The following is a 25,586-nucleotide window of genomic DNA, read 5'->3' on the forward strand; positions in this document are numbered from 1 at the left end:
CATTTATGCATGTATTCTATCAGGATTATAGCACCACAATTCTAATTACTCTTAACAATAGGGCGTGATCAAAACCAATTATTTTGCAAGATTATTAGTTGCAGGACTTTTTCTCATCGGTGTAACAGGTTTTGCACAGGAGTACAACAACTTTGAGGTACGGTACCAGACGAACCTCAAGGGGGACCTGACGTTTATTGCCAACAACATCCTTAACCGGGACGGGGGTTCGGGTAGTACGGAGCCAGAAGATCCGTATAACGCAACCGGCAATTCGTCCACCTACAACGACTGGATGAATATGCAGTATATAGACGTGGATGGAGATCCTACCACTTTTAGTTCCAGTAGTGCCAATTTCACATTCCCCAACAGCAGCTGTAACCTGATCCGATACGCCGGTCTGTACTGGTCTGCAACCTACCCCAGTGAACAGGCAGGACAGGCATTAGGCACCAACCGACAAAATGATTTTAACCAGGTTAAACTAAAGGTCCCGGGCGGATCTTATGTAGATATTACAGCCGACGAAGTGCTCTTTGACGGTTTCACCAACGTTGATCCTTCTATCACCCAGAATAGTCCGTATGCTTGTTATGCGGACATTACTGCGTTATTGACCGGTCTGGCCAACCCTGAAGGTGATTACACCGTCGCTAATATGAGGGCAGTGACCGGGTCGCTTTCTCCGGGTGGAGGAGCCGCTGCCGGATGGACCCTCGTTATCGTATATGAAAACCCTTCCTATACCGGGAAAAAGATCACCACTTTTGACGGTTTCGCCAGGGTGCGTGCCGGGGAGCAGGTAGATATCAATTATACCGGATTTAATACAATTCCAGTGGGGCCGGTACGCGCCCGACTGGGGGTTGCCGCTTTAGAAGGCGATAACCGGATTACAGGAGATGAGCTGCATATCAGCGCAGCCAGTAACCCCGGTTTTACCAGGCTGAGTAACGCCGTAAACCCGAATAACAACTTCTTTAACAGTAATATCACCATAGACGGAGCGATCAGCACTAATCGTACCCCCAACAGTGTAAACACCCTTGGGTACGACTCTGATATCTTCATGGTGAATAACCCGGGAAATACGGTGATCCCGAATAACGAAACGGCTGCAACCCTTAGGTTTACCTCTAACGGGGACCAGTACTACCCCTTTTTCCAGTCTTTTAACGTAGAGGTCATTGAGCCTAACGTGGTGGTGGAAAAGAAAGTGGAAGATATAGCCGGGAACGATATTACGGGGATGGGCGTAAACCTGGGACAGACCCTGGAATATGTACTTACAATACAAAATATCGGGAATGATGATGCTACGAACTACAGTCTAAGGGATATTCTGCCCACCAATGTCACTTTAGATCTTGCCAATATCAGTACTCCCGGAGGTGTCAATTATACCTATGATCCTTTAACCCACGAAATTACATTCACTGTAAATGACAGCAGGCTGGAAGAAGGTGACCCGCCAGTAAGTATCAGGATGAGAGTACAGGTAGCAGAAAATTGTTATGACTTCGTCGATGCCTGTTCAGACACTATTGAGAATATCGCTTTCTCCACATATATGGGAGTTTTGAACCCGATTACCATCACGGACGACCCCAGTGTCAATGATTTTGACGATTGCGGATTTACCAATGCAGGGGCTACCAATTTCCTTTTAGATGATCTTACCGCCTGTGATTTCACCAGGACGGTACAAATGTGTGGGGGGACCGCTACCCTGGATGCAGGGGATAATTTTGATTCCTATGTCTGGTATAAAGATGAGAACGGGGACGGACTAATCGATGCAGGGGATACGGTAATGGATGATGGAGATCCGGATAACGATCCCAGTACCCTCAACGTTACAGAATACGCCACTTTTATAGTGGATAAATTTACCTCCAGTGCCTGTAATGATTACCAGGAGATCATCACCGTGGAACCTTTCGGGTCAGGGCATACAAACCCTATCATCGACCTGATCAACGATACCACCAACACCGTGGAAGGTGAAGTAGTGGTTTGCCCGAATGATGGGGAAGAATTACCAACTGTATTCTTATGTGGTCTGAACGATACCGAATTGCTTTCTGTTAATCTTCCCGATGCGCAAAGTATTCAGTGGGACCAGCTGGATACTGCAAGTTGTGGCTCCCCGGGACCGGATTGTGCCAACAAGATCGCTGGGTGTACCTGGAATAACGTAGGCAGTGGCAACGACTTTGTCGCCTCGGACTCCGGGGAGTACCGTATTACCATCAACTATGAGAATGGTTGTTTTACGCGGTTCTACTTTAATATTTTCAAGAACCCACTGGATCCACAGGTCAACACAAGTGATATCATCTGTACCACCCCTGGTAATATTACCGTGACCAACATGCCTGCGGATTATGAATATCAACTGATAGACCAGTCTACGGGTACTGTCCTGGTGCCTTACAGCGCCAATAACGGCCCTTCTTTTACTATTAACACCAATGGGGCATACGAAGTGGAAATGCGGCAGCAGGGTGTTCCTGATGGCTGTATCTTCCGCCTGGATAACATCGGGATCCTCCTGCGGGACTACCAGGTAGACATCACGACCAAAGACACGGATTGTAATGGCCTGGGAGAGATCTCTATCTCTGCCCTTAATGTAGAACCACATTACTATTTTGAAATTTCCCAGGGCGGGGTATCTATCGATACTTTCGGCCCCACTGATGATAATAATTACACTTTCCAGAACCTCAGCGACGGGATCTATGACGTGCTTGTAACTACGGATGACGGCTGTTCCTATACGGAACAGGTAACGATCTTCGATGTTACAGACCTCGCTGCGAATGCCACGACCACCAAGGCTATCGATTGTACTGACGGAGTTATTTCTGTCTCCGGATCCGGCGGATTTCCCGGTCCTGGTTACCAGTACGCGATCTGGAGCTATAACGGTGTTGATCTCTACCCTGATGTTGCTTCCATTCCGGGAACAGCATACCAGGGTACGAACGACTTCTTTTTTACCACCGGGCAAGAAGGGGATTATGAATTCATCGTAGTAGATGGTAACAACTGTTCTGCTATCTCCAATATCGCTTCCATAGCAATAGCTCCTGCAGTAGACTATACGATCGCAACAGCAGATGAAACCTGTTTCGGGGATGAAGATGGGACCCTGACTGTTAACGTGACCAATTTTAACGGTTACTCGGTGTCCTACGAGATCACCCACCCCGACGGGTCTAGAGACAATAACAACTCCGGCGTGTTCACAGACCTGGAACAGGGGAATTATACCCTGACCATGACGGCGGATAACGGAACAGACAGCTGTTCTTTTGATAGCCCTTTTACCATAGGAGGTCCGGTTGATGCTGTGTACGGGGATGGGGTACTCATCCAGCACGATGGCTGTAACGGCGGTGGGATCATAGAAGCTCAGAACGTCGTGGGAGGCACTCCACCTTATGAATTCAGTATCGATAATTCCAATTTCGTTTCCGGGCCGGGGGCCGAAAGGTTTACCGGGCTTTCAGATGGAGATTACCGTATCTATATCCGCGATGCCAGTGGTTGCGTGTACCGTACCCCGAAAATCGAGGTCGATGAAGTAGATGGTCCGGACAGACTTCACGTCCGTGACATGTCTGATGTTACCTGCCCATCCAATACGGCAGATGTCAGCCTGCACGTTCACAAAGGGGAAGAGCCCTATACCTTCGAGATCATTGCACCTGTGTCTATTCCGGCTTCAAGCGTGGATGATGATGAAGGATTCTTTGATGGGCTGGCCCCGGGGACTTACACTGCCAGGGTAACGGATGCCAATGGGTGTACTTTTGACGATGTCTTTACCATTGATCCTATCCCCCTGATACAGGTAAATGCAACCTCCGTAAGGGATGTGAGCTGCGTTGGCGGATCTGACGGGCGTATTGAGTTGAACATAACCGACTTTGAAGATAAGTATAGCTATTTCCTCGACGGTGTGGAAATAGATAAGGACGAGGACGATGCTGCACAGACTATCAGTGGGCTTTCTGCCGGCACCTATACCATCATGGTCCGGGATAAAGACCTGGATTGCGAGGATACCATCAGTGTTACAGTTTCTGAACCGGCTACTGCACTGAGCTTTACCGAAACTGTTTCCCCCCTTACCTGTACCACCGATGCCTCCGTGGATATTGATGCCAGTGGTGGATGGGGCGGATATACCTATGAGGTAGAAGAACCCGACGGAAATGTACTCGGCCCACAGGGCAGCGATATCTTTAATGGTTTAGCCCAGGTGGGAACTTATACCATTACGGTGACCGATTCAGGAGGGTGTACCACCTCCGGAACTTTTGATGTAATCTCAACCACCAACCCGGTGGTTACCCTGGCTGCAACCACAGATCTTTGTTACGATCCTGCCAACGGGGTAAGCCTCACCGCAAGTGTTTCAGGCGGCGTAGCTCCTTTTGCATACAGTATTAACGGGGCACCCGGTCAGACCAGCGGGGTGTTTGATAACCTGGGCCCAGGTGTTTATACCGTGGTGGTCACAGATTCATACGGATGTACCGGGACTTCTAACAGCATCACTATAGAACCACAGCTGAGCTCCGGCGCCGTCCTTACCAAGGAACTGGATTGCTCTGCTTCTCCTGATGCCGTGATCGATGTCACTATCAACGGGGGATATGCTCCCTTTAGCTACCAGGTTAATGGCGGTGGCAGTAATGCCGTGGCCGGGAACACCTTCACCTATACAACAGCTGTGGACGGTTCCTTTAACTTTACTATCACGGATAGCGAAGGATGTACCTCAACTGTACAGGTAATCGTTGATCCTATCACCAACCCTGTTGCGACCCATAACCTGACTGACCCTTCTTGTGACGGGGCCGGAGACGGGATCGTCGAGATCCTTATCGATAATACCTTTGGAACCCCACCATACCAGGTAGATTTTGACGGGGCCGGGCTCTCTGCCCAGACCTATTATAACGGCCTGAACTCGGGTAGTTACACTTATATAGTTGAAGACAGTAAGGGTTGTACCTATACCGATACTGTGGTTCTTACTGCACCGAACCCAATGTCCGGGGATGCCGTAATCATACAGGATTTCACCTGCCTGCAAAGCGGAACGCTGCAGGCCCAGAATGTGACCGGCGGAACAGCTCCGTATGAATACAGCCTTGACGGCGTGACCTTCAACTCGGGTGCAGGTGCCGATACCTTCACCGGTTTATCCGACGGTACTTACAATATCTTTATCCGGGATGCTAACGGTTGTGTATTCACCACCGCGAACGCTACCATCCCTGCCCTGGATCCGCCAACAGATATTTCGTTTACTGCCACAGCGCCAAATTGCCCGGCACAGACTTCAGACGTAACCCTGGCGGTTACAGACGGGGTGGGAAGTATTACCTACGAGATCATCGCGCCTGCAGCGGCAGTAACCAACAGCGGCAACAACAATGTATTTACAGGGCTTGCTCCTGACACCTATACCTTCAGGGTTACTGATGCTAACGATTGTAGTTACGAAGAGAACTTTACCATCAACCCCGTAACCCCGATAGATATCTCGGGTACATTGATCAGGAATGTTTCCTGTGTGGGGTCTTCTGATGGTTCTGTCGAATTCAACGTCAATGGTTTCTCTGCAACCTACTCTTATACCGTAAACGGCGGAGCTGCCACTACCGGCCAATCGGCAGCAACTATCAGCCTGCCAGCGCTTCCGGCCGGGAATCACACCATCGTGGTGACCGATGAAACGACGAATTGTTCAGATTCCGCTACCGTTACCGTAGATGAGCCTTCTGTTCCTCTGAATTTTACTTTCGTAGTTACTCCGCTCACTTGTGACGTGGAAGGAACCGTGACTATAAATGCACAAGATGGGTGGCCACAATACACCTACGAAGTTGAAGAGCCGGATGGTACCATCCTGGGGCCACAACCGGGGAATTTCTTCAGTGGACTGGACCAGGTAGGAACCCATATTATCCGCGTAACTGATTCAGGAGGATGTACCGTGTCGGATACTTTTGACATCGTTACTCCTGCGAACCCGACTGCCAGTATAGACGTGGCTTCGGACCTTTGTTACAGTTCCACAAATCTCGCCGACGTTGTCGTTGGTGCGTCCGGTGGCAATGCCCCTTATTATTACCAGATCAACGGTGGGCCGACACAGACCTCCAATACCTTTAACGATCTTATCCCAGGGACTTACACATTTACCGTGCTTGACAGCAATGGTTGTTCTGATGATGTGACCCTGGATATAGAGCCGGAACTTACCGCCAACGCGGTACTGACCAAAGACCTGGATTGTACAGCTTCCCCGGATGCTATTATTGATGTGGCGACCAACGGAGGCTACGGTCCCTACACTTACGAAATTAACTTTAACGGAGGAGGCTATGTTCCGGTCTGTGATTGTTTCCCTTATACTACCTCAACAGCAGGCACCTACCAGTTCAGGGTGACCGACAGCCAGGGATGTGTGGGAGAATCTAACATAGTAACCGTTACCCCTGCCGTTAACCCGCAGGCTACCACGATCACCACGGATCCTTCCTGTAACGGGAATAGCGATGGGATCGTGGAAATCGATATCGATCCAAATTTCGGATTAGCGCCTTACCAGGTTGATTTTAATGGCGCCGGTTTCACCACCCAGACCGTGTACAGCGGGCTCCCAGCCGGGAATTATAATTATACGGTGAGGGATAGCAAAGGCTGTGTGTATACCGACACCGCAGTATTAAACGATCCTGCTCCTTTCCTTGCAAACATTACCAAGACCAATGTTTCCTGTGGCGCTGCGGGAGATATCCCTGGCCAGATCCAGGTAGATATCACTAGTGGCGGAATTCCAGGATTTACCTATACCCTTTACGACAACCAGAATAACCTGGCTGCCACAACCAGTGCCAACCCACAAATAACTGCTGCTACAACCGTCACTTTTGACGGTCTCGATTTCGGGGATTACTATATCCGTATTATCGATGCCAATGGTTGTGAATACTACGAGAATCCTATCCGTATCCTTTCCAATCCATTCCTGAGCCTGAGCTCTGCTCCTGCTGCGGCCGATTGTATCAGTGGTGGTACAGTAGAACTCCTGGCATCCGGGGGATCCGGAAACTATACTTTCACCTTGTATGATATCGGCACGCCTCCAAATACCGAAGTAGCCGGTCCGGGTGTAAATGAAGAAACAGCCACCTATACCGGGCTTAACCCTGGTCAGACCTATATTTTCAAGGCTGTGGATAACGCAAATGGCTGTACAAGCTATGTAGAAGCTATTATCCCGAACGTTTCCCTTATCGACGTGGTCGCAGACCCGGTGGTACAGGATATTACCTGTAATGGCGCCGATGATGGCTCCATAACCTTCCAGGTAGAGGACTACGATCCCGGGGTGGCCAACATCAACTTCAGTATACTCCGCGCAGTGTCCAACATCCCGTTAGTCGGGGTAGGATATAGTGGATCTTTCCCAACCAATGGGGGGGCACCAACTGTGGCGCACACGATCCCCAACATCCCCCCGGGAGATTATGTTTTACTGTTCGAGGAAAACGAGAGCCCGTTCTGTTCTAATACTTACGAGTTCAGGATCATTGAGCCAACCCCGTTAACCCTGAATTTACTGGACCAGAACAATGCGAACTGTAACGACGACGGGCAGGTGACCGTACGTGCCCAGGGAGGAACCGGTCCTTACACCTACGCTTTCGTAGAAGATGGAAACGCTCCCGTTGCCGGTGATTTCACGGCCAGTGCCTATGCAGAACTGGACCCTTCGGTAAATACTGATTGGGACGTATATGCCCAGGATGCAAGGGGATGTATAACTGCACCGATGGATATTTCGGTTACTACCGATCCAAGCCCGGTCATTGACCTGGTCGCGCGCAACCAATGTGCTGCAGAAGAAGGTGATTTTGAAATAGAGGTAACCCTTACCGCTACCGGTATAGGACCTTATACATTAAGTCTAAATGGTGGGGCTTTCCAGGCCTGCGCCCTGACGAATGTGAACGACACCAAAATATTTGACGGGCTGAGCTCCGGTACCCATACCGTAACCATCCGTGATTCCAATGGTTGTGAACATACTATGAGTGTAGATGTATATCCGCCCTCTTCCTTGTCTGCCGAAGCTACGGTACAACCTACCTGTGCACTGAATGACGGGCAGATACTGCTTACTCCTTATGGCGGTTCAGGAGCTTACACTTATGACCTTATTAATAATGGTACCGGCCTGAGTGAAGCCTTTGGCGGCGTCCCACAGGGTGCACCATTATTCACAGGTCTTGCGCCCGGTAATTACACGGCCTATATTTACGATACTGTCGCTGTAGGATGTAGTGCTTCGGTAAGCCTTGACCTGGAAGTACCTACCGCGGTAAGCTTTACAATAAATCATACAGACGTTTCCTGTAATGGAGGAAGTGACGGTACGGCAACAGCCATATTGCCCGCCGGCATGAATAACCCACCATATACCTACCAGCTTCTTGATGGTCTCGGGGTTCCTATTACAGTGATTCCGCAAAATAACAACAGTTTTAGCGGACTATCAGCCGGAAATTATCAGATCCGTGTGATGTCGGCAAGGGGCTGTTCCCGTACGGAACCTGTGACCATCGGTGAACCTGCAGTGGTAGTAGCTTCTGCAACCAATACAGAATTCAGCTGTAATCCAGATAACACCGTTGCCCAGGCCACGATCACCGTGAACGGGGTTGGTGGTACAGGAAGCTATATGTACAGTATAGATGGTGTTAATTATTTCAGCAATAATACCTTTAATATCAATGATACCGGGGTAGTACAGAACCTGACCCTCTGGGCCCGTGATGCCAATGGCTGTGCAGATGATGTGGCTCTCAGTGTTAACCCACTGCCTGCTATTACAGATGTTAATGTGACCCGACAAGTAGCCATTACCTGTGCTAATGACGAGACCGCAAGAGTTACCGTAACTGACGGATCAGGTGATTTTGATTTTGACCTGCTTCCCCTGGGATCTGCCCCCACGCAGAGCCCGGGTGCAGGAACCTATACTGCTGATTTCAATTTGACAGCACCAGGAGATTACACCTTCAGGGTGACCGACAATGTAACCGGCTGTTATTTTGTGACCACTCCTTATACGGTGGCTCCTTATGACACTATAGAAGTAACTGCCACGGCAATGACTCCTGTAACCTGCTTCGGGGATTCAGACGGAGAACTGCAGATAGACGTAACCGGCTATAGTGGGAACTACACCTACCAGGTATACCTCGCAGACGGTACCCCAACTGCTGTTAACGGCCTGGGGAACACGACGACCAACCCTATGACCATAGGCGGACTCTCTGCTGACAATGTCTACGTGGAAGTAGTGGCTACAGATACACCATTCTGTGATGATACGAGCAACACGGTGACTATAGGATCTCCAAATGCCCCGCTTGCACTGAATCTTATTTCTAACATCAACGCCAATTGTAACACTGGTGCACAGGTGACCGTTAAGGCCACCGGCAGTACCCCGGCTTATGAATATGCTTTTGTACCAACCACTACCAGCCCGGCCGGACTTTTTGGCCCGAGTGCAAATGCGACCCTGAATCCCGCTATATACCCGGCTGATTACGATATTTACGTAAGAGACTCCAGGGGATGTACAGAAGTGATCACTATCACCGTGAATGAAGATCCACTGCCTACTGTAACGGCTCCTGCTTTCGCAACGGACCAGTGTTCTTCTGACGGCACCTCGTATGCTTTCACGGTAGTTGGGACTGGTATTGCCCCATTGCAATACAGCGTTGGAGCTGGGTTCCAGAGCGGTACTACACTTAATGTAAGTGCTCCGGGAACTTATACGGTCACCGTTCGTGACGGAAATGGCTGTATCGCTACAGATACTATAGACATTCTGCCCCCACTTGGTTTAAGCCCGGTGGCGACCATACAACCTTCCTGCCCTGTGAATGACGGTGAGATCAGCATCAGTGCCAGTGGTGGTTCGGGAAGCTATGAATATGACCTTCTTGATCCGGCCATGGTCAGTGTGACCGGGGGGGCAAAACAGGCATCCAGTACCTTTACCGGCCTGGCGCCAGGAACATATACTGCCGTGGTATTTGATACGGCAGGCTCCGGCTGTGACCAGCAGGCCCAGGTAACCCTGGAAGTACCCACCCCGGTAAACTTTAGTACGACTAAAAATGATGTATCCTGTAATGGTGGTAGCGATGGTAGCATTACTGTTGATCTGCCTGCAACCAATGATAACCCGGCCTATACCTTTACCCTGGATGATGGGATCAATCCGCCGGTGGTTCAGAATGGCAGGATCTTTAACGGACTTGCTGCAGGATCTTATGATATTACTGTAACCTCTGCCCGTAATTGTGTGGATACCCAGACGGTGGTCATAGATGAACCACCGGTTCTGACCCTTTCGGCCTCGGCTACTGCCTTTGCTTGCAACGCGGCGAACGGGAAGACCCAGGCGGTAATCTCTACTGTAACCGGGGGTGGTACCGGACCTTTCACCTATAGTATAGACGGTGTCAATTTCCAAAGCAACAACAGCTTTAACATCAGCGATACCGGTGCCCAGCAGAATATATTGGTTACTGTTAGAGACGACAACGGATGTATTGCAACTGATAATGTGATCATCGAACCACTGAATGTTTTCACGGCTACGGTTACCCAGGTGAATGCTATCACCTGTGCCAACCCCGAGCAGGTGATCATCAATATCTCTGACGACGGGAATCCTGCCAACACCTATACCTTTGAACTGTTACCGATCGGTAACCCGAAAGGTGTGCAGACCGGTAGCCCGAACAATACTTCAGCAGAGTTTGACCTGACGGATCTCGGTACTTATTCCTTCCGGATCACCGATAACGCTACCGGATGTTATATTACTACCGCGGCGTACGAAGTACTTGCCTTTGATTTCATGGATGTTGAAGCAACGGCTACTTCCCCGGCTATTTGTTTCGGGGATACGAACGGTGCCCTGGAGATCAATGTTACTAATTATACCGGAGCCTATACTTACGAAGTATTTTCTTATACCGGCGTATCTACCGGGATCACCGGGGCCGGGAATACATCGACCAATCCGATGACCATTGGCGGGCTGCCCGGAGGAAACTTCTATGTAACGGTATCCGCGACAGACACCCCCTTCTGTGATGAAAATTCAAACAACGTGGTTATTGATTCCCCTGACAATATACTACTGGTTAACACCCAGGAAGTGGCTAACGTGGAATGTACCAATGACCAGGGAGAGATCCTCGTGGATCCGTCGGGTGGATACGAACCATACAATATTGTCCTGACCAATACAACCACAGGACAGGTATATAACCAGAATAACGTGAACAGTTACCTGTTCAAAGCACTGGCTGCGGGTAATTATACCGTAGATGTAACCGATGCTTCGGGATGTACGATCTCGGACAGCGAAACCCTGGTTCAGCCCAACCCTATTACTGCCGGGATTACTGCTGCTCCTGCAAGCCTCCAGTGCTTCGGGGATACCAATGCAACAGTGACAGCTACCGGGGTAAGCGGTGGTGAAGGCAGCTACCAGTACCGACTTAACCGTTACGATGCGGCAGGTACAACCCTAATCGCTACGGGCGGGGCACAGGTAAATCCTTCCTTCAGCAACCTGGGACCAGGTGTCTACAGTATCAGTATCTCTGACAGCTGGAGCTGCGATGTGGAAACTACACAGGTAACTATAACGGAACCGACAGAGGTAAGAAGTTCTTTAAGGCAACTTAGTGCGATGAGCTGTAATAACCTCGCCCAGCTCGAAATATCAGCTACGGGTGGCAACGGGCCTTATGAATACAGTACCAACGGGGTGCTCTTCAGTCCTATGTCCGGAGGCAATTCTCATGTCTTAAATGTGTCTGCCGGGGTATACCAGTATTATGTAAGGGATTCCTTTGACTGCGAGGCTACGATCTCTAACCAGGTTTCCGTTGATGCGGTACCGCCACTGACCCTGAATTTAGATACCAGTGCAGCAGTCATTAACTGTACCGGTGAAGCCACGGCTACTATTTACAGTAAAGCCACGGGTGGACTTGGAAATTATTCCTATGAATTATTCCGCGATGCGGCCCTGACAGACCTGGCTGCAGGTCCCCAGAATACCGGGGATTTCAGCAACCTGCCTGCCGGTGGATATTACATAAGGGTGACCAGTATGGATTGCGTTGAAGTTTCTCCGCAGATCCTGATACAGGACCCACCACCATTACAGGTAGACCTGCAGCAGTCCACCGATGTCACCTGTGCAGGAGAAGACGATGGTACGATAACCGTTGAGGTGTCCGGGGGATCTGGTAATATATTATACGCCATCAGCCCTAACCTGAACAAATTCAGTACTGATAACACCTTTACCGATCTTGCCCCGGGGGTATACGACGTGGTAGCACAGGATGTAAACGGATGTTTTATCCCCTTCCAGTTTACCATCACGGAACCTGCCCCGCTACAGGCCACTTTCACGACTTTACCCGAGGTTTGTGCCGGGGAAGAGGATGGAAGTATATCCTTAAGTATATCGGGCGGTACAGCGCCTTACAGGACGGCTTTCAATGCTAATGACGATGCGGACTTTGTAAACGGGCAGACCGATTTTAACAACCTGGCCGCAGGAACCTATGTCATCTTTATCAGGGATGCACAGGATTGCGAGACCAACGTGATCGTTGAAGTAGAAGGCGGAGTTAACCTGGAAGCAACCATTACACCGGTCTACGAGTGTAGCGGTGCCATCCCTGATAACTTCCTCGATATAGTGCTGCAGGATGAGACCGTGGCAAATGATGAGATGTATGCACTGGATTCCACTGATCCCGCAGACATGCAACTGGATCCTGAGTTCAGCAATATTGCACCCGGGGATCACTATATCAGTATATCCCATGCAAACGGATGTCTGAGAACCATAGACTTTACCATAGAGACCTTTGAACCGCTTACCCTCGCCCTCGAACAGAATAACCTTAACGAGATCACTGCTGTAGCCAGTGGGGGAGGCGGTGAGTATACCTTCACCTTTGACGGGCGCAATAACGGGGACAGGAATACTTACTTTATCAACAGATCCGATGTGTATACAGTGACCGTTGAAGATGCCAATGGATGTACCATGTCTGCTGATATTGCCATGGAATTCGTGGATATCGAGATCCCGAACTTCTTTACCCCTGATGGTGACGGCACAAATGACACCTGGGTTCCTAAGAACCTTGAGGGCTTCCCGCAGATACTAACCATCATTTTTGATCGTTATGGTAGAGAGGTCTATCGTATGGACAATAAGAACAAAGGATGGGATGGTTTCTACCAGGAAACTGAATTACCGACCGGAGATTATTGGTACGTGATCAAACTCAGGGGAGAGAACGATCCACGCGAGTTCGTAGGCCATTTTACCTTATATAGATAACCAACTTAACCTGAATACATAATGCGCAAAATCCTATTTTCCTTAATGCTGTTTTCAAGTGCATTAGGCCTTTATGCGCAGGAACTTACGCTTCCCCAGCTATCGCAGTACCTGGCAGACAATCCTTACGTGATGTCGCCCACCTATGCGGGGATAGGGGATCATATCAAGGTCCGTGTAAATGGTCTCACCCAGTGGGTGGGGATCAAGGATGCGCCGGATACCCAATCCCTGGCTGCAGATGCACGCCTTGGTAACCGGTCCGGCCTGGGAATGCTGATGTATAATGACAGCAACGGGGAAACCAAACAACGGGGTGCCCGTGTATCATTTGCACATCATCTTACCCTGGATAAGTACGATGATGAATTCCTTTCTTTCGGGCTTTCCTATAACTTTAACCAGTTCCGGATAGATATAGAGAATTTTGACAACCCTGATCCCAGCGTTACCGACGATCGCTCCACGACCAACCATAACTTTGATGTGGGAGTGCTCTACCGTAAAGACAAATTCTATTTAAGCCTGAATGCTTCTAACCTGCTGGATAAGGATTTATCAAAGTTTAACCCTGTGTTTGAACCCAACCGCTTAAGAAACTATTACGTTTATACCGGGTATCGATATACTAAGAACAAGAACAGCAGGCTGGAAATAGAACCATCGGTGTTCTTCCAACTCTTTGAGAGTGATGGTCGTTCGGTGACCGATCTCAATACCAAGTTCCGCTGGTACGATTTTGAAGATTACTATTATGCCGGGGTCACCTATCGATTCCTAAATGACCAGATCGGTAGTCCTTTATACATTGCACCCATTCTTGGTCTTAAGAAAAGTAATCTTTATTTCGGGTATTCTTACCAGATCATCCTGAACGAGATCCTGGGCTTCAGTACCGGTACCCACGTGGTCACCTTTGGAGTGGACCTCTTCCAGGGCCTCAGTAATTGCAGGTGCATGTACTGATTCTGCACGATTAAATGTAGATTTGCAGAAATAAATGTTTTCCATTGGGCACCATCACCATTTGTAATATCCGGCTTTATGCTTTTCACGGCTGCCTGGAAGAAGAATCCATTATCGGCAGCGACTATCGCGTAGATCTGAGCGTAGAAGCAGACCTCACAAATGCCGCCGCCTCAGACCAGTTGGCGGATACTGTAGACTACGTTCACCTGAATGCCATTGTCAAGGAAGAAATGGGGTTAAGGGCTGCGCTCCTGGAGCATGTAGCACAGCGCATTATTGACCGAATATTAAAAGAAATTGATGCAGTACGTTCTGTGAAAGTTACGGTAGCTAAACTAAACCCCCCAATAGGCGGGGATGTGGAAACCGTAGCTGTCACATTAAAGGAAGAGAGGGCATAAGTTTTTTTTTCTTCGCAGGAAAATATATTACATTTGCACCTCCAGAGGGCATCGTGGCCGAGTGGCTAGGCACAGCTCTGCAAAAGCTTGTACAGCGGTTCGAATCCGCTCGATGCCTCAAACAAAAAAGACCTGTTTAAAAACAGGTCTTTTTTTATTCCTTGATCATCTCTATTCCCTTTTCAAAATTCAGTTTATCCTTGGGTAAAAACCCCTTGGTTACCAGGAAGAGACCACAGATGATCAGGATGATCCCCAATACTTTCTTAAGGATCAGTATTCTGGGTTTGGTCAGTTTTCTTTTCAGTTGTTTCGCCAGCAGGATTTTGATAAGATCCATCACAAAATAAGCCCCTAGCATAGTTCCGAAGAATATAGTAATCCGCTTGGGATCGTTATCGACATTAGGGCCCACTACGATCAGTATACCTAACCAGAAGACCAGAACACCAATATTGATAAAATTGAGCAGGAATCCTTTTATAAACAGGTTGACGTATCCACCCCTGCTGCTTTTATATTTGGCTTTTTCCTTACCCGTGCCTTTTTTTACCACAACAGTGATCCCGTACATCAGCAGGATCACCCCTCCGAATACATAAAGCCCGGGCTCATTACTAAGATTTTCCAGTAACTGGAAACTACTGAAGTAAGCTATTCCAATAAACAAGATGTCTGCGAGGAATACGCCCAGGTCCAGGAATAAAGCTGCCCTGAAACCCTTGGTTGCACTGGTTTCCAATAACACGAAGAATACAGGGCCGATCATAAAACTCAGTAAGAATCCTAAGGGTATGGCTGCCTGTACGTCCTCTAGCATAGCTCTGTTACATTCTTTTTATTCTGCCACCAAATACAGTTTTCTCATCCATCTTGGCCGGATCCCCGTAGACAAGGACCTCTCCCCCTGCCTTAACCGTAACCTTGGCGTAGTCCGTTGCAAATATCTCTGCAGTAGAACCTGCGTTTACATTTACGGTACTGAATTTGGTCTTGAAATTTTTGCCGTAATAGATACCTCCGGTATTAATGGCTACATCCTGCAGGTCAGACACTCCCCGGGCATTGATTATACCCCCGGTCACTGATTTAATAAGCATTTGTTCCACTTCGGCATTGATATCCAGTTCTCCCCCTTCCTGGGCTTTAAGTTCCAGCACCTGTTGTTTAATGGTTTTATCACTGCTGATCCTGGCATCTTCATTGACATCTATGACGAGGAGAGGCTGGTTATAGTGCAATTCCACGAATGTCCTGTAGCCGGCAAATAACTTATCTATTTCCATCCTGATCTTCAACACCCCGTCATTGTTAACCAGGGCTACCTTGTCTGTATTGGCGCCCGAAATAACGGCCTTGTTAACATCAGAACGGATAAGTTTAACCGACAGCCCGTCATACACCTTGATCTCCTTGAACTGCTGGAGCTCCTGCGTCACCTTTTGCTGGGCACTGGCTACAGGAATAGCCAGGGTGAAGAACAATAATAACCGTAAAATATTCATGGCTTTGGTTTTAGGACCGTGTCCCTAAGTATAAATATAAGAATCATTGCTGCTGTGGCCGAAACTTATTCCACTTTTCCGATCAATGAAAAATCCAGGTGTCTTTTTACAAGATCGGTATCCTTCACCATAACACGAACCTCGTCACCAAGCTGGTAAACTTTTTTCTTTCGTTCACCGACCAGGGCGTACTGTTTCTCATCAAAAACATAATAATCATCCTTGATATCCCTGGTTCTTACCATTCCCTCGCATTTATTCTCGATGATCTCTACGTAGATCCCCCACTCGGTCACCCCGGAGATGACACCGACAAATTCGGTATCCCTGTGATCTTCCATGAATTTGATCTGCATATATTTGATCGAATCCCGCTCCGCACTGGTGGCCAGGTATTCCATGTTGGAGGAATGCTTGCACTTTTCCTCGTAGGTCTCAGCATTGGCTGATTTTCCCCCGTCCAGGTAATGTTGCAGTAAGCGATGTACCATTACATCAGGGTAACGGCGTATCGGGGATGTAAAGTGGGTATAATAATCAAAAGCAAGCCCGTAATGCCCTATATTATCGGTGGTATAGATAGCTTTGCTCATAGACCGTATAGCCAGGGTATCTACCAGGTTCTGCTCTTTCTTGCCTTTTACGTCTTCCAGTAACTGGTTCAGAGAGTCACTTATCGATTTTTTGTTCTTGAAATTCAGTTTATGCCCAAATCGGGATACGATAGCGTTGAGCGCCATCAGTTTATCCTCATCCGGATCATCGTGTACCCTATAAACAAAGGTCTTTTCAGGCTTCTGGCTCCCGATGAACTGGGCCACCTTCCTGTTGGCGAGCAACATGAATTCCTCTATTAGTTTGTTGGCATCTTTGGATTCCTTGAAATATACCCCAACCGGTTCGTTGTTTTCATCCAGGTTGAATTTCACTTCTACCTTATCAAAAGAAATAGCGCCTTGCTTCATACGTTCTTTCCGCATGATCTTCGCCAGTTTATCCATGGTCAGCACGGCATCGACAATGTCATCAGATACTGAATACGCATCCTCGCGGATAGAAATCTCTTTGGATATCTTATTATTCTTGTTTTCAATAATATGCTGGGCTTCCTCGTATGCAAATCTTTCATCAGAATTGATGACAGTTCGCCCGAACCACTCCTTGATAACCTTTGCATTCGGACTTATCTCGAAAATAGCCGAGAATGTGTATTTCTCTTCGTTAGGTCTCAGGGAGCAGGCGTTGTTAGAAAGCACTTCAGGCAGCATAGGAACCACCCGGTCTACGAGGTAGACAGAGGTTGCTCTCTGGTAGGCTTCGTCTTCCAGGATAGTATCCGGTTGAACATAGTGGGAAACATCAGCAATATGTATCCCTATCTCGTAGTTGCCATTCTCCAGTTTTTCAAAAGACAATGCATCATCAAAATCCTTGGCATCCTTCGGATCAATAGTAAAGGTAAGCACACTTCGCATGTCTCTCCTTTTGGCGATCTCCTCTTCTTTTATAGATGTATCTATCTGGTTTGCAAAGTGTTCCACCTCTGCAGGAAATTCATAAGGCAATCCGTATTCTGCAAGGATGGAATGGATCTCGGTATTGTGCTCGCCTGGCATTCCAAGGATATCAGTAACTTTTCCCATAGGAGAAGGGGCATCTTCCGGCCACTCCAGGATTTCCACGATCACTTTTTCTCCGTTCTGTGCCTCCCCGATCTTATCCAGGGGAACAAAGATATCGGTATACATCCGGTGATCTGTTGGCCTAATAAAGGCAAAAGTCTTTTGCAGATCGACGATACCAACAAAGGAGTGTTTTTTACGCTCTACGACTTTAATGATCTCCCCTTCCTGCTTACTCGATTTCTTTTTAGTCAAAAGCTGTACTTCTACGGTATCCCCGTGAAATGCTCTTTTTAATTTATTGTAGGGAACAAAGACGTCTTTATCCAGTCCTTCCGCTACTACATAGGCATTTCCGCTGCCTGTGACATCAATTTTGCCAATATATGTTTCAGGAACAAAAGAAACCTGGTATTTACCTTTATCGGCTTCTTTGATCCTGTCTTTTTGTTTTAATTGCCCTAGTCGCTTGATCAACAGGTTTCTACCTTCTGTATCATTAATATCAAGCTTGGAAGCAATCTGTTTATAATTGAAACTTTTTTTTGGCTCTTTCTCCAAAACAGAAAATATTCCTCGTGTTATTTCGTTCTGTCTATGGTTCTTGGCTCTTTTTTTCTTCTTTGACATTCAAATTTTTAATTAGGTGTGAAAATTACGAATTATAATCCAGTGCACCGGTACGCATCTCCAAATGCTCATCGCAGTTTTATCTCTTATTAACATCTATATCAATATCTATTTTCTTTTTATTGATTTAAAAAATTAAATGGATGTTATGATAGCTTGTTAATAGTGGGTATAAGATTTCTTCCATTTTCTTGCGTTGAACATTTAAATAAGTTTACTAACATTTTATACCGGGTAAAATAGTCTTAGAATTCAATTCATTATCGTATTTATGAACGAGTTTTAATAACCGCTATCAACATCATTTTTTTGATAAGTAGTTAAAATTTTCCTGTTCATACCTTCCTGTTTCATTTGCATATCTTTCTTCTAATTTCTAAGAAATTGATTTCTATCTTTGACTTGTAATTTGTAATACAGAATTTTTTTTGGAGTTAAAAATTAATTCTTTAGAACTTATCCGCTATTAATAAACTTTGTAAGGAATCGGGTAAATTCTTTATTTTCAGTGTATTATAAATTATCTTTAAAAATACATGTTCATAACCCCTCCGGGGTGTTTAATTACCGCTATTTTTAATTGGGTCACAGCGGTACAGACCTTATTTAATAGATAAATAACTTCGAGATGAAAATATCAATAGGAAATGACCATGCCGGTACCGAATATAAACTGGCAGTGGTAGGCCTATTAAAATCCATGGATATCGATGTGGTAAATCATGGAACAGATAGTACGGATAGTGTGGATTACCCTGATTTTGTCCATCCGGTGGCCGATGATGTCGAAAATGGAACGGTAGATTACGGGATAATTATTTGTGGCAGCGGAAACGGAGCCTCTATGACTGCAAATAAACACCAGAAGGTAAGGGCGGCACTCTGCTGGAACAATGAAATTGTTTCCCTGGCCAGGGAACATAATAATGCAAATATTCTTAGTCTTCCTGCCAGGTTTATAGCTTTACCACAGGCTTTGGATATGGTCAAAACTTTTCTCACTACGGAGTTCCAGGGCGGAAGGCATGAAAGAAGGGTAGATAAGATACCTTGTATGTAAGAAGTACCCGTCCTTTTTACTAATCGCTCTGCCGAGTTCATTATCAAGAGAACCTGAAGGCCTATGGCACATTCCCACTCCCATTCCCACCACGATCACGTTCATTTGCACGGGGATCAGAAGGGAAAAAGACTGTTTATAACCATATTTCTCAATATACTTATTACCGTGGCCCAGGTGGTAGGCGGAATTATTTCGGGCAGTCTTTCCCTGATTTCAGATGCACTTCACAATTTTAGTGACGTATTATCTTTACTGGTCAGTTATTTTGCCAACCTCTTATCAAAAAAGAAGGCTTCACCAGGTAAGACTTATGGTTACAAACGGGCAGAGATTCTCGCCGCGTTTATAAATTCTGCCTCTCTCATGATCATTTCCCTGGTCCTGATCAAGGAAGCCATTGAACGGTTCCTTCACCCGGCAGAGGTGGCGGCAGACCTGGTAATCTGGCTTTCGTTGTTGGGCATAATATTTAACGGGGGGAGTGTATTGCTGCTAAAACGGGATGCTGCAGCAAATATGAATTTGAAGTCGGCTTACCTTCACCTGATCACGGATATGCTTGCCTCTGTAGCGGTCCTGGTTGGAGGAATACTGATGAAATGGTACCAGTTATACTGGGTGGATCCTTTACTTACACTCATTATTGCTGTTTACCTGATCTACATGGGCTATAACCTTTTAATATCCTCGACCCGGGTCCTGATGTTATTTACTCCGGACGCTGTACACGTTAAAGATATTGTCGACCATTTGAATAGTATTGAAGGCGTAAACAATGTGCATCACGTCCATATATGGCAGCTCAATGAAGATGATATCCACATGGAGGCTCATATCGACTTTCAAAGGGATATCCGTTTATCCGAATTTGACAGTATACTTCAAAAGATTGAAGCTGTTGCCCTTGAAAAATTTGGGATCACCCATCTTAATATTCAACCGGAATACGGTAAATGTGATGATAAAAGGATCATAGCAGAACACTGAAAATATGAATATCAGAATAAAGACTTTTCAGGAACTGGAGCTAAGCGAACTTTATGATTTACTGGCATTGCGATGCCAGGTATTCGTGGTAGAACAGGATTGTCCTTACTTAGACCCGGACGGTAAGGATCATAAGGCCTGGCATGTGCTTGGATTTAAGGACGATAAACTTGTGGCTTATACCAGGATATTCAGGCCGGGAGATTATTTTGAGGAATGCAGTATTGGACGCGTGGTGGTGGCCGAATCTGAAAGGAAGTTTGGATTTGGAAAGGATATTATGCAGGCATCAATTGATTTTATATATGAGCAGTTAGGCGAAGTGGAGATAAGCCTGAGCGCCCAGAAATACCTCCTGAAATTTTACAGGGACCTGGGTTTCAGGGAAAGGGGCGAGCCCTATCTGGAAGATGGTATACCCCATATGAGTATGGTAAAAAAAATATAGCTGCAAAAGTGCAGCTATACCTGTAGTCTTCGCTTCAGTAAGGGTTTTAGATCTTAATAGGCGTTTTGTTGGAAAGATTGATATCCTGTAACATAGTATCGGTAAACTTATAATGCCCCCTGGTGGTGATGATCCTGAAACGGTTGGATTTCATCCGACTCAGAGTGTCCAGGAATAACCACTTGGATTTCAGCATTTTTGGTTTTTCGGATTTAAGGCTGATATCGAAGAAATATTTTCTTCCATTCTTTAATGCCACAATATCCGGTGTTACGGTAGTCCCAGTGCTCTTTTTAAGATAGGACTTAGGTGTTTCATACCCTTCCAGATCTGCCTTGATCTCCTTAAAACCCCTTGCCTGAAGGTGTTGGATCGATTTCTCTAAAAATTTCGCGTGATCTGACTTTTCTGCTTTTACCATAGGGTAGAAGATACAAAAAAATAAAGCCTAAGACAAAGCATACTACCTGATTAACAGGACTTTAATATGAATCGAGTTAAAATTTAAGTTGATTACGAACAAAATTTAATATGTCAGGTTTTGTATACCAGTTCATAACCTTCTTTTCAAAATGTCTGTAACCGAAGACCGGTAACTGCTGCCAAAAACATTGAGGTGCATTAACAAATAGTAGAGCTGGTACCAATCTTGTCTTTCTTTAAACCCTGGCCCTGGTGGGATAGCCGCTTCATAAGCGGAATAGAACTCCGCGGGGAAAGCACCGAACAGCCTGCTCATGGCAAGATCTACTTCGTTATGGCCCCGGTATACCGCAGGATCCACCAGGTAAGGCTTTCCCGAGCTGCTGACCATATAATTACCGCCCCAAAGATCCCCGTGTAACAGGCTGGGTGCAACCTTGTCCAGATAAGGAACAAGAGCGTCGGTAAGCTGGGCTTTGGAAGGTGTTTCTTCAGGTCTAAGTAACCCTTTATCCACTGCGAGCTGTAATTGGGGTTGCAGCCTTCGTTTCACATAGAATGGGAGCCATGATTCTTCTGCGCTGTTGTCTTGGGGAAGACTTCCTATAAAATTATCGGTGTCCAATCCAAAGCTATCCTGGGCGACCAGGTGCATGGCTGCCAGTTGTTCTCCCAGTTGCTGCATCGCCTTTTTACCTGCGCTTCCTGCTTCAATATATTCTAACAGGAGAAGGCCCTTACCCCGGTGGTTTTTGCAGGCGAATACCTCAGGGGTATTAACCGTATTCGTTTTACGAATATATTCCAGGCCATCATATTCTGCCTTAGCCATTTCAGAACCGTTATCCTGTTCATAGATCTTACAGAAGTACCGGTCCTCTGATGTTTCCACCAGGTATGAATTTCCTATATCGCCACCCCGTATGGAAGAAATTCGCCTGATCGCTGTTCCGAGGATTCCGGAGATGCCATCTTTAAGTTCCTGCTCCATAGTTAAAGTTCAAACTGCATTCCTTCCCTGCTTATATTAAAGTTAGCTGTTTTGATTTCCCGACTGGCTTTACTGCCTGCAGATAACAATGGGTTGGTATGGTTAAAGTGAATAAAATGGATCTTCTTTCGATGCGCTGTCTCCAGTTCCCGGAAAAGTGCTGTACTTTCTACCACGAAAGGGTGGGGGATCTCGTCCATAGACCGTGAAGGGAGTTCTGACCCGTCATAAAAGGTAGCATCCAGGAAGGCTAAATCCACCTTTTTTACCAGTTCGGATATATCCTTTTCCCAGCGGCTCCATTTATCGATATCCGGGATGAACAAGGCTGATCTTGCCGGTCCTTTGATCATGAATCCCACGGTCTCGGAATATTCGTCCCTGTGGGGTACCAGAAGCGGTTGTACGCTGAGTTGCTTTGATAGTATTATTTCTTTACCCGGACTGATTGCTGTAAGTTCAATATTCTGGTTCTCCACAAGCTGGTCCCAGGGACCATTTTCGCTGAGAAATGCCTGCATACGTGGCATAGTATACACTTTAACTGCCTTGCTGTTCACTGCTTCTTTCCCCAGGTACATCAGCCCGCTGTAATGGCCAATATGGGCATGGGTGAGAAAAATTCCATGGGGTAATGTCCCGGAAGCCCCTGCCTCCTGCTGCAGAACTTGCAGTTGTTCCCCAATATCCGGGGTAGCTTCGAATAAATAAGTTTTTTGATCCTTATCATCTATGATTCCAAGGGAAACGACTTTTTGATGTTCGGAGGGGTCCTGCCATTTGCCGGAACAGCAGCTTTTAGTGCATCCCATTTGGGGGATGCCCGCATCCTGGGCTGTTCCAAGGATCATCAGCCGGATTCCATTATCCTTCTTAGCTGACGATGTTTCAGGCCCGGGATCTGACTGCTGACGACACTGTACCGTAAAAAACAGGCAGCAGGATAACACGGCCAGGACTTTGATTCTATCCATATCATTGAATTATTTAAAATGCAGCGGGACGAATTCCGGTAATCGGTTCTGTTGATAGCTACATCTTAATCCAGGATGTCATTATAACGGGAGCTGTCCGCCAGTAATTCCCGGGAGGCCTGGATGGCATTATCGTTACCGAGGTAATAATCATACAGACCTTCCCTGTAGAAATAGCGCTTCAGGATCTCATCTTCAAGGTTTTTCTCCAGTTCTTCCCTGTAATCTTCGAGGGCGGATAATTTCTCTTTTTCAATCTCGGCAAGCAGTTGCTGGTACTTTGTATTCATTCCTGTGCCCATTGCATCCTGCCTGGGATCACTGAGGGCCTCTTTCAATGCTTTTTCTACCGGTGTCTCAAATTTGAGACCGCGCTGGGATACAAAACTTTTAAAGGCCTGGTAATCCTTATCCTGGAAATTGAACTGGGAAATATCATTCAGTGGATTCCGGTAATAATACTGGGTGGCGAAATCAAAGACCAGCAGGTCGTTCATCAGGGCCTTGGTGAAATCATTGGATTTCAGGGAAGCAATTTCAAGATCGGGCATAACTCCGCCCCCGTCCTGGACTTTTCGTCCATTACGAGTCTTAAAATCCCTGAACTCTGTATTCCGAACCGCATTTCCCTGTTCATCCCTGTTCCAGTAATCCAGGGATTGAATACAACGGCCGGAAGGAGTATAGTAGCGTGAAATAGTGACCTTCAGCTGCGTACCGTAAGTGAGCTTAAGAGGGCGTTGTACCAAGCCCTTTCCAAAACTCCGGGCTCCGATAATGACGGCACGGTCAAGGTCCTGCAGCCCGCCAGAAACGATCTCGCTTGCAGAAGCACTACTGCCGTCAATAAGGACAACTAACGGGATATCTGCATCAAGGGGCTGGTTCTTGGTCTTGTATTCCCGGTTGAATTTAGAGACCTTGGATTTTGTAGTTACGATGAGTTCGCCTTTGGGAACGAAAAGGTTGCAGACTTCGATTGCCTCAGACAGCAGTCCGCCTGGGTTTCCCCTCAGGTCGAGAATGAGCTTTTTTGCCCCTTGCCCCTTGAGATCATTTATAGCTGATTTTGTCTGTGCACTGGCTTTCTCATTAAACCTGGAGAGGACTATATACCCGGTTTCGGGATCCACCATATTGTAATAGGGTACTGCGTCTATATCAATTCCTGCTCTTTCCAGAGTGGTGGTGCGCATTTCTCCCTGTCTTTGGTAAGTGATCTCTACCTGTGTATTTTTGGCACCTTTTAATAACTCACTGGCACCATCCTTGTATTCTGCTATGCTGATATCCCCGATTTTAAGGATCTCGTCCCCGGCTTTAAGACCGGCTTTATCTGCCGGGTAACCTTTGTAAGGTTAAATGATCAGTAAACGATTGTCGTAAGAACGGACAAGCGCCCCAATCCCCGAATATTCTCCGGAATTATTGATGCGGTATGCTTCTACGTCCTGTTCATTGAGAAACTTCGTGTAGGGATCCAGGTCATCCAGCATGTTCTTAATAGCGGTATCCATCAATTCAGCCGGGTTGGTCTCATCCACATAGTTCATATTTAGTTCTTTGAACAGGGTGGTAAAAATTTCGATCTGTTTGGCGATCTCGAAAAAATCACCTTTAAAACTACTTCCGGCTACCAGGATTACCAGGGCAAAAATGGGAACCAGGATTTTTTTACTCATTGTCTTTTTCATCTCTTCTAGCTATGAATTTATCGATAAGCAGGCGCATGGACCTGTCCATATCTGCCTGGCTGGGGATTTCTTTTCCAAGGTATATAAATAGAAACGCAAAAGTTTGCTCACTGTTGTTAAAAATAAGTTGCTTGTGTTTCCTGTAACTCTCACGCATTAATCGTTTTACGCGGTTACGGTGGACGGCATTTTTGAATTTCCGCTTGGAAACTGTCACCCCGGCCTGTACGGGTACCTTGGCGGGGAGGGCTGTTTCCAGGTATTGCAACCTGAGTGGAAAAACCGTCAGGTGGTTACCTTCTTCAAAGAGCCGGTTGATCAGCGTGGCACTTTTTAATTTTTCGTGCCTTGGAAAGCGTTGAGACATACAGCACA

13 protein-coding genes, 1 tRNA gene and 1 pseudogene are annotated in these 25,586 nt (G+C 46.8%); 7 read left to right on the plus strand and 8 right to left on the minus strand.

Annotated elements, in window-relative coordinates:
* Positions 1-64: 64 nt before the first annotated feature.
* The 4 genes from CLV82_RS03195 (at position 65) to CLV82_RS03210 (ending at position 14,992) form a co-directional block, all read left to right on the plus strand.
* Positions 65-13,504: a T9SS type B sorting domain-containing protein gene (locus CLV82_RS03195; RefSeq protein ID WP_133642846.1), complete on the plus strand. Its 13,440-nt coding sequence runs from the start codon at positions 65-67 to the stop codon at positions 13,502-13,504.
* Between the two features lie 21 nt (positions 13,505-13,525).
* Entirely contained in the window at positions 13,526-14,470 is a 945-nt protein-coding gene (locus tag CLV82_RS03200; RefSeq protein WP_133642847.1) for a PorP/SprF family type IX secretion system membrane protein, read from the plus strand.
* A 44-nt stretch (positions 14,471-14,514) separates the two neighbouring features.
* Positions 14,515-14,874 carry a dihydroneopterin aldolase gene (gene folB, locus CLV82_RS03205; protein WP_133642848.1) on the plus strand — a complete coding sequence of 120 codons (360 nt, stop codon included), beginning with the start codon at positions 14,515-14,517 and terminating at the stop codon, positions 14,872-14,874.
* A gap of 47 nt (positions 14,875-14,921) precedes the next feature.
* A tRNA-Cys gene (locus CLV82_RS03210) sits at positions 14,922-14,992 on the plus strand.
* Between the two features lie 36 nt (positions 14,993-15,028).
* On the opposite strand, the gene CLV82_RS03215 is transcribed toward CLV82_RS03210, so the two are convergent.
* The 3 genes from CLV82_RS03215 to rnr form a co-directional block, all read right to left on the minus strand.
* Positions 15,029-15,694 carry a LysE family translocator gene (locus CLV82_RS03215; RefSeq protein WP_133642849.1) on the minus strand — a complete coding sequence of 222 codons (666 nt, stop codon included), beginning with the start codon at positions 15,692-15,694 and terminating at the stop codon, positions 15,029-15,031.
* Between the two features lie 7 nt (positions 15,695-15,701).
* The gene (locus CLV82_RS03220; RefSeq protein WP_133642850.1) at positions 15,702-16,379 is read right to left on the minus strand and encodes a head GIN domain-containing protein; all 678 of its coding nucleotides are present in this window, start codon (positions 16,377-16,379) and stop codon (positions 15,702-15,704) included.
* A 65-nt stretch (positions 16,380-16,444) separates the two neighbouring features.
* Positions 16,445-18,631 (minus strand): ribonuclease R, encoded by a 2,187-nt coding sequence (gene rnr / locus CLV82_RS03225; RefSeq protein WP_133642851.1) that lies wholly within the window; start codon positions 18,629-18,631, stop codon positions 16,445-16,447.
* A 628-nt stretch (positions 18,632-19,259) separates the two neighbouring features.
* Between rnr and CLV82_RS03230 the strand changes: the two genes are divergently transcribed.
* The 3 genes from CLV82_RS03230 (at position 19,260) to CLV82_RS03240 (ending at position 21,129) form a co-directional block, all read left to right on the plus strand.
* Positions 19,260-19,691: an RpiB/LacA/LacB family sugar-phosphate isomerase gene (locus CLV82_RS03230; protein ID WP_133642852.1), complete on the plus strand. Its 432-nt coding sequence runs from the start codon at positions 19,260-19,262 to the stop codon at positions 19,689-19,691.
* Positions 19,692-19,754: 63 nt separating this feature from the next.
* The gene (locus CLV82_RS03235; protein ID WP_133642853.1) at positions 19,755-20,681 is read left to right on the plus strand and encodes a cation diffusion facilitator family transporter; all 927 of its coding nucleotides are present in this window, start codon (positions 19,755-19,757) and stop codon (positions 20,679-20,681) included.
* Between the two features lie 4 nt (positions 20,682-20,685).
* Entirely contained in the window at positions 20,686-21,129 is a 444-nt protein-coding gene (locus CLV82_RS03240; RefSeq protein WP_133642854.1) for a GNAT family N-acetyltransferase, read from the plus strand.
* A 46-nt stretch (positions 21,130-21,175) separates the two neighbouring features.
* On the opposite strand, the gene CLV82_RS03245 is transcribed toward CLV82_RS03240, so the two are convergent.
* The 5 genes and pseudogenes from CLV82_RS03245 to rnpA all read right to left on the minus strand — a co-directional run bounded on the left by CLV82_RS03245 (position 21,176) and on the right by rnpA (position 25,578).
* Positions 21,176-21,550, minus strand: a complete 375-nt coding sequence (locus tag CLV82_RS03245) for a hypothetical protein (protein ID WP_133642855.1) — start codon at positions 21,548-21,550, stop codon at positions 21,176-21,178.
* A gap of 132 nt (positions 21,551-21,682) precedes the next feature.
* Positions 21,683-22,543 (minus strand): fructosamine kinase family protein, encoded by an 861-nt coding sequence (locus CLV82_RS03250; protein ID WP_133642856.1) that lies wholly within the window; start codon positions 22,541-22,543, stop codon positions 21,683-21,685.
* Between the two features lie 2 nt (positions 22,544-22,545).
* On the minus strand, positions 22,546-23,517 hold the full coding sequence (locus tag CLV82_RS03255; protein WP_133642857.1) for an MBL fold metallo-hydrolase: 972 nt from the start codon (positions 23,515-23,517) through the stop codon (positions 22,546-22,548).
* Between the two features lie 65 nt (positions 23,518-23,582).
* Positions 23,583-25,211 (minus strand): annotated as a pseudogene (locus tag CLV82_RS03260) (S41 family peptidase).
* Complete coding sequence (gene rnpA, locus CLV82_RS03265; protein ID WP_133642858.1) at positions 25,192-25,578, minus strand: ribonuclease P protein component; 387 nt, start codon at positions 25,576-25,578, stop codon at positions 25,192-25,194. Before rnpA ends, CLV82_RS03260 begins: the two are co-directional and overlap by 20 nt.
* Between the last annotated feature and the right edge of the window lie 8 nt (positions 25,579-25,586).

The organism is Zeaxanthinibacter enoshimensis, assembly GCF_004362865.1.
Lineage (GTDB): Bacteria > Bacteroidota > Bacteroidia > Flavobacteriales > Flavobacteriaceae > Zeaxanthinibacter > Zeaxanthinibacter enoshimensis.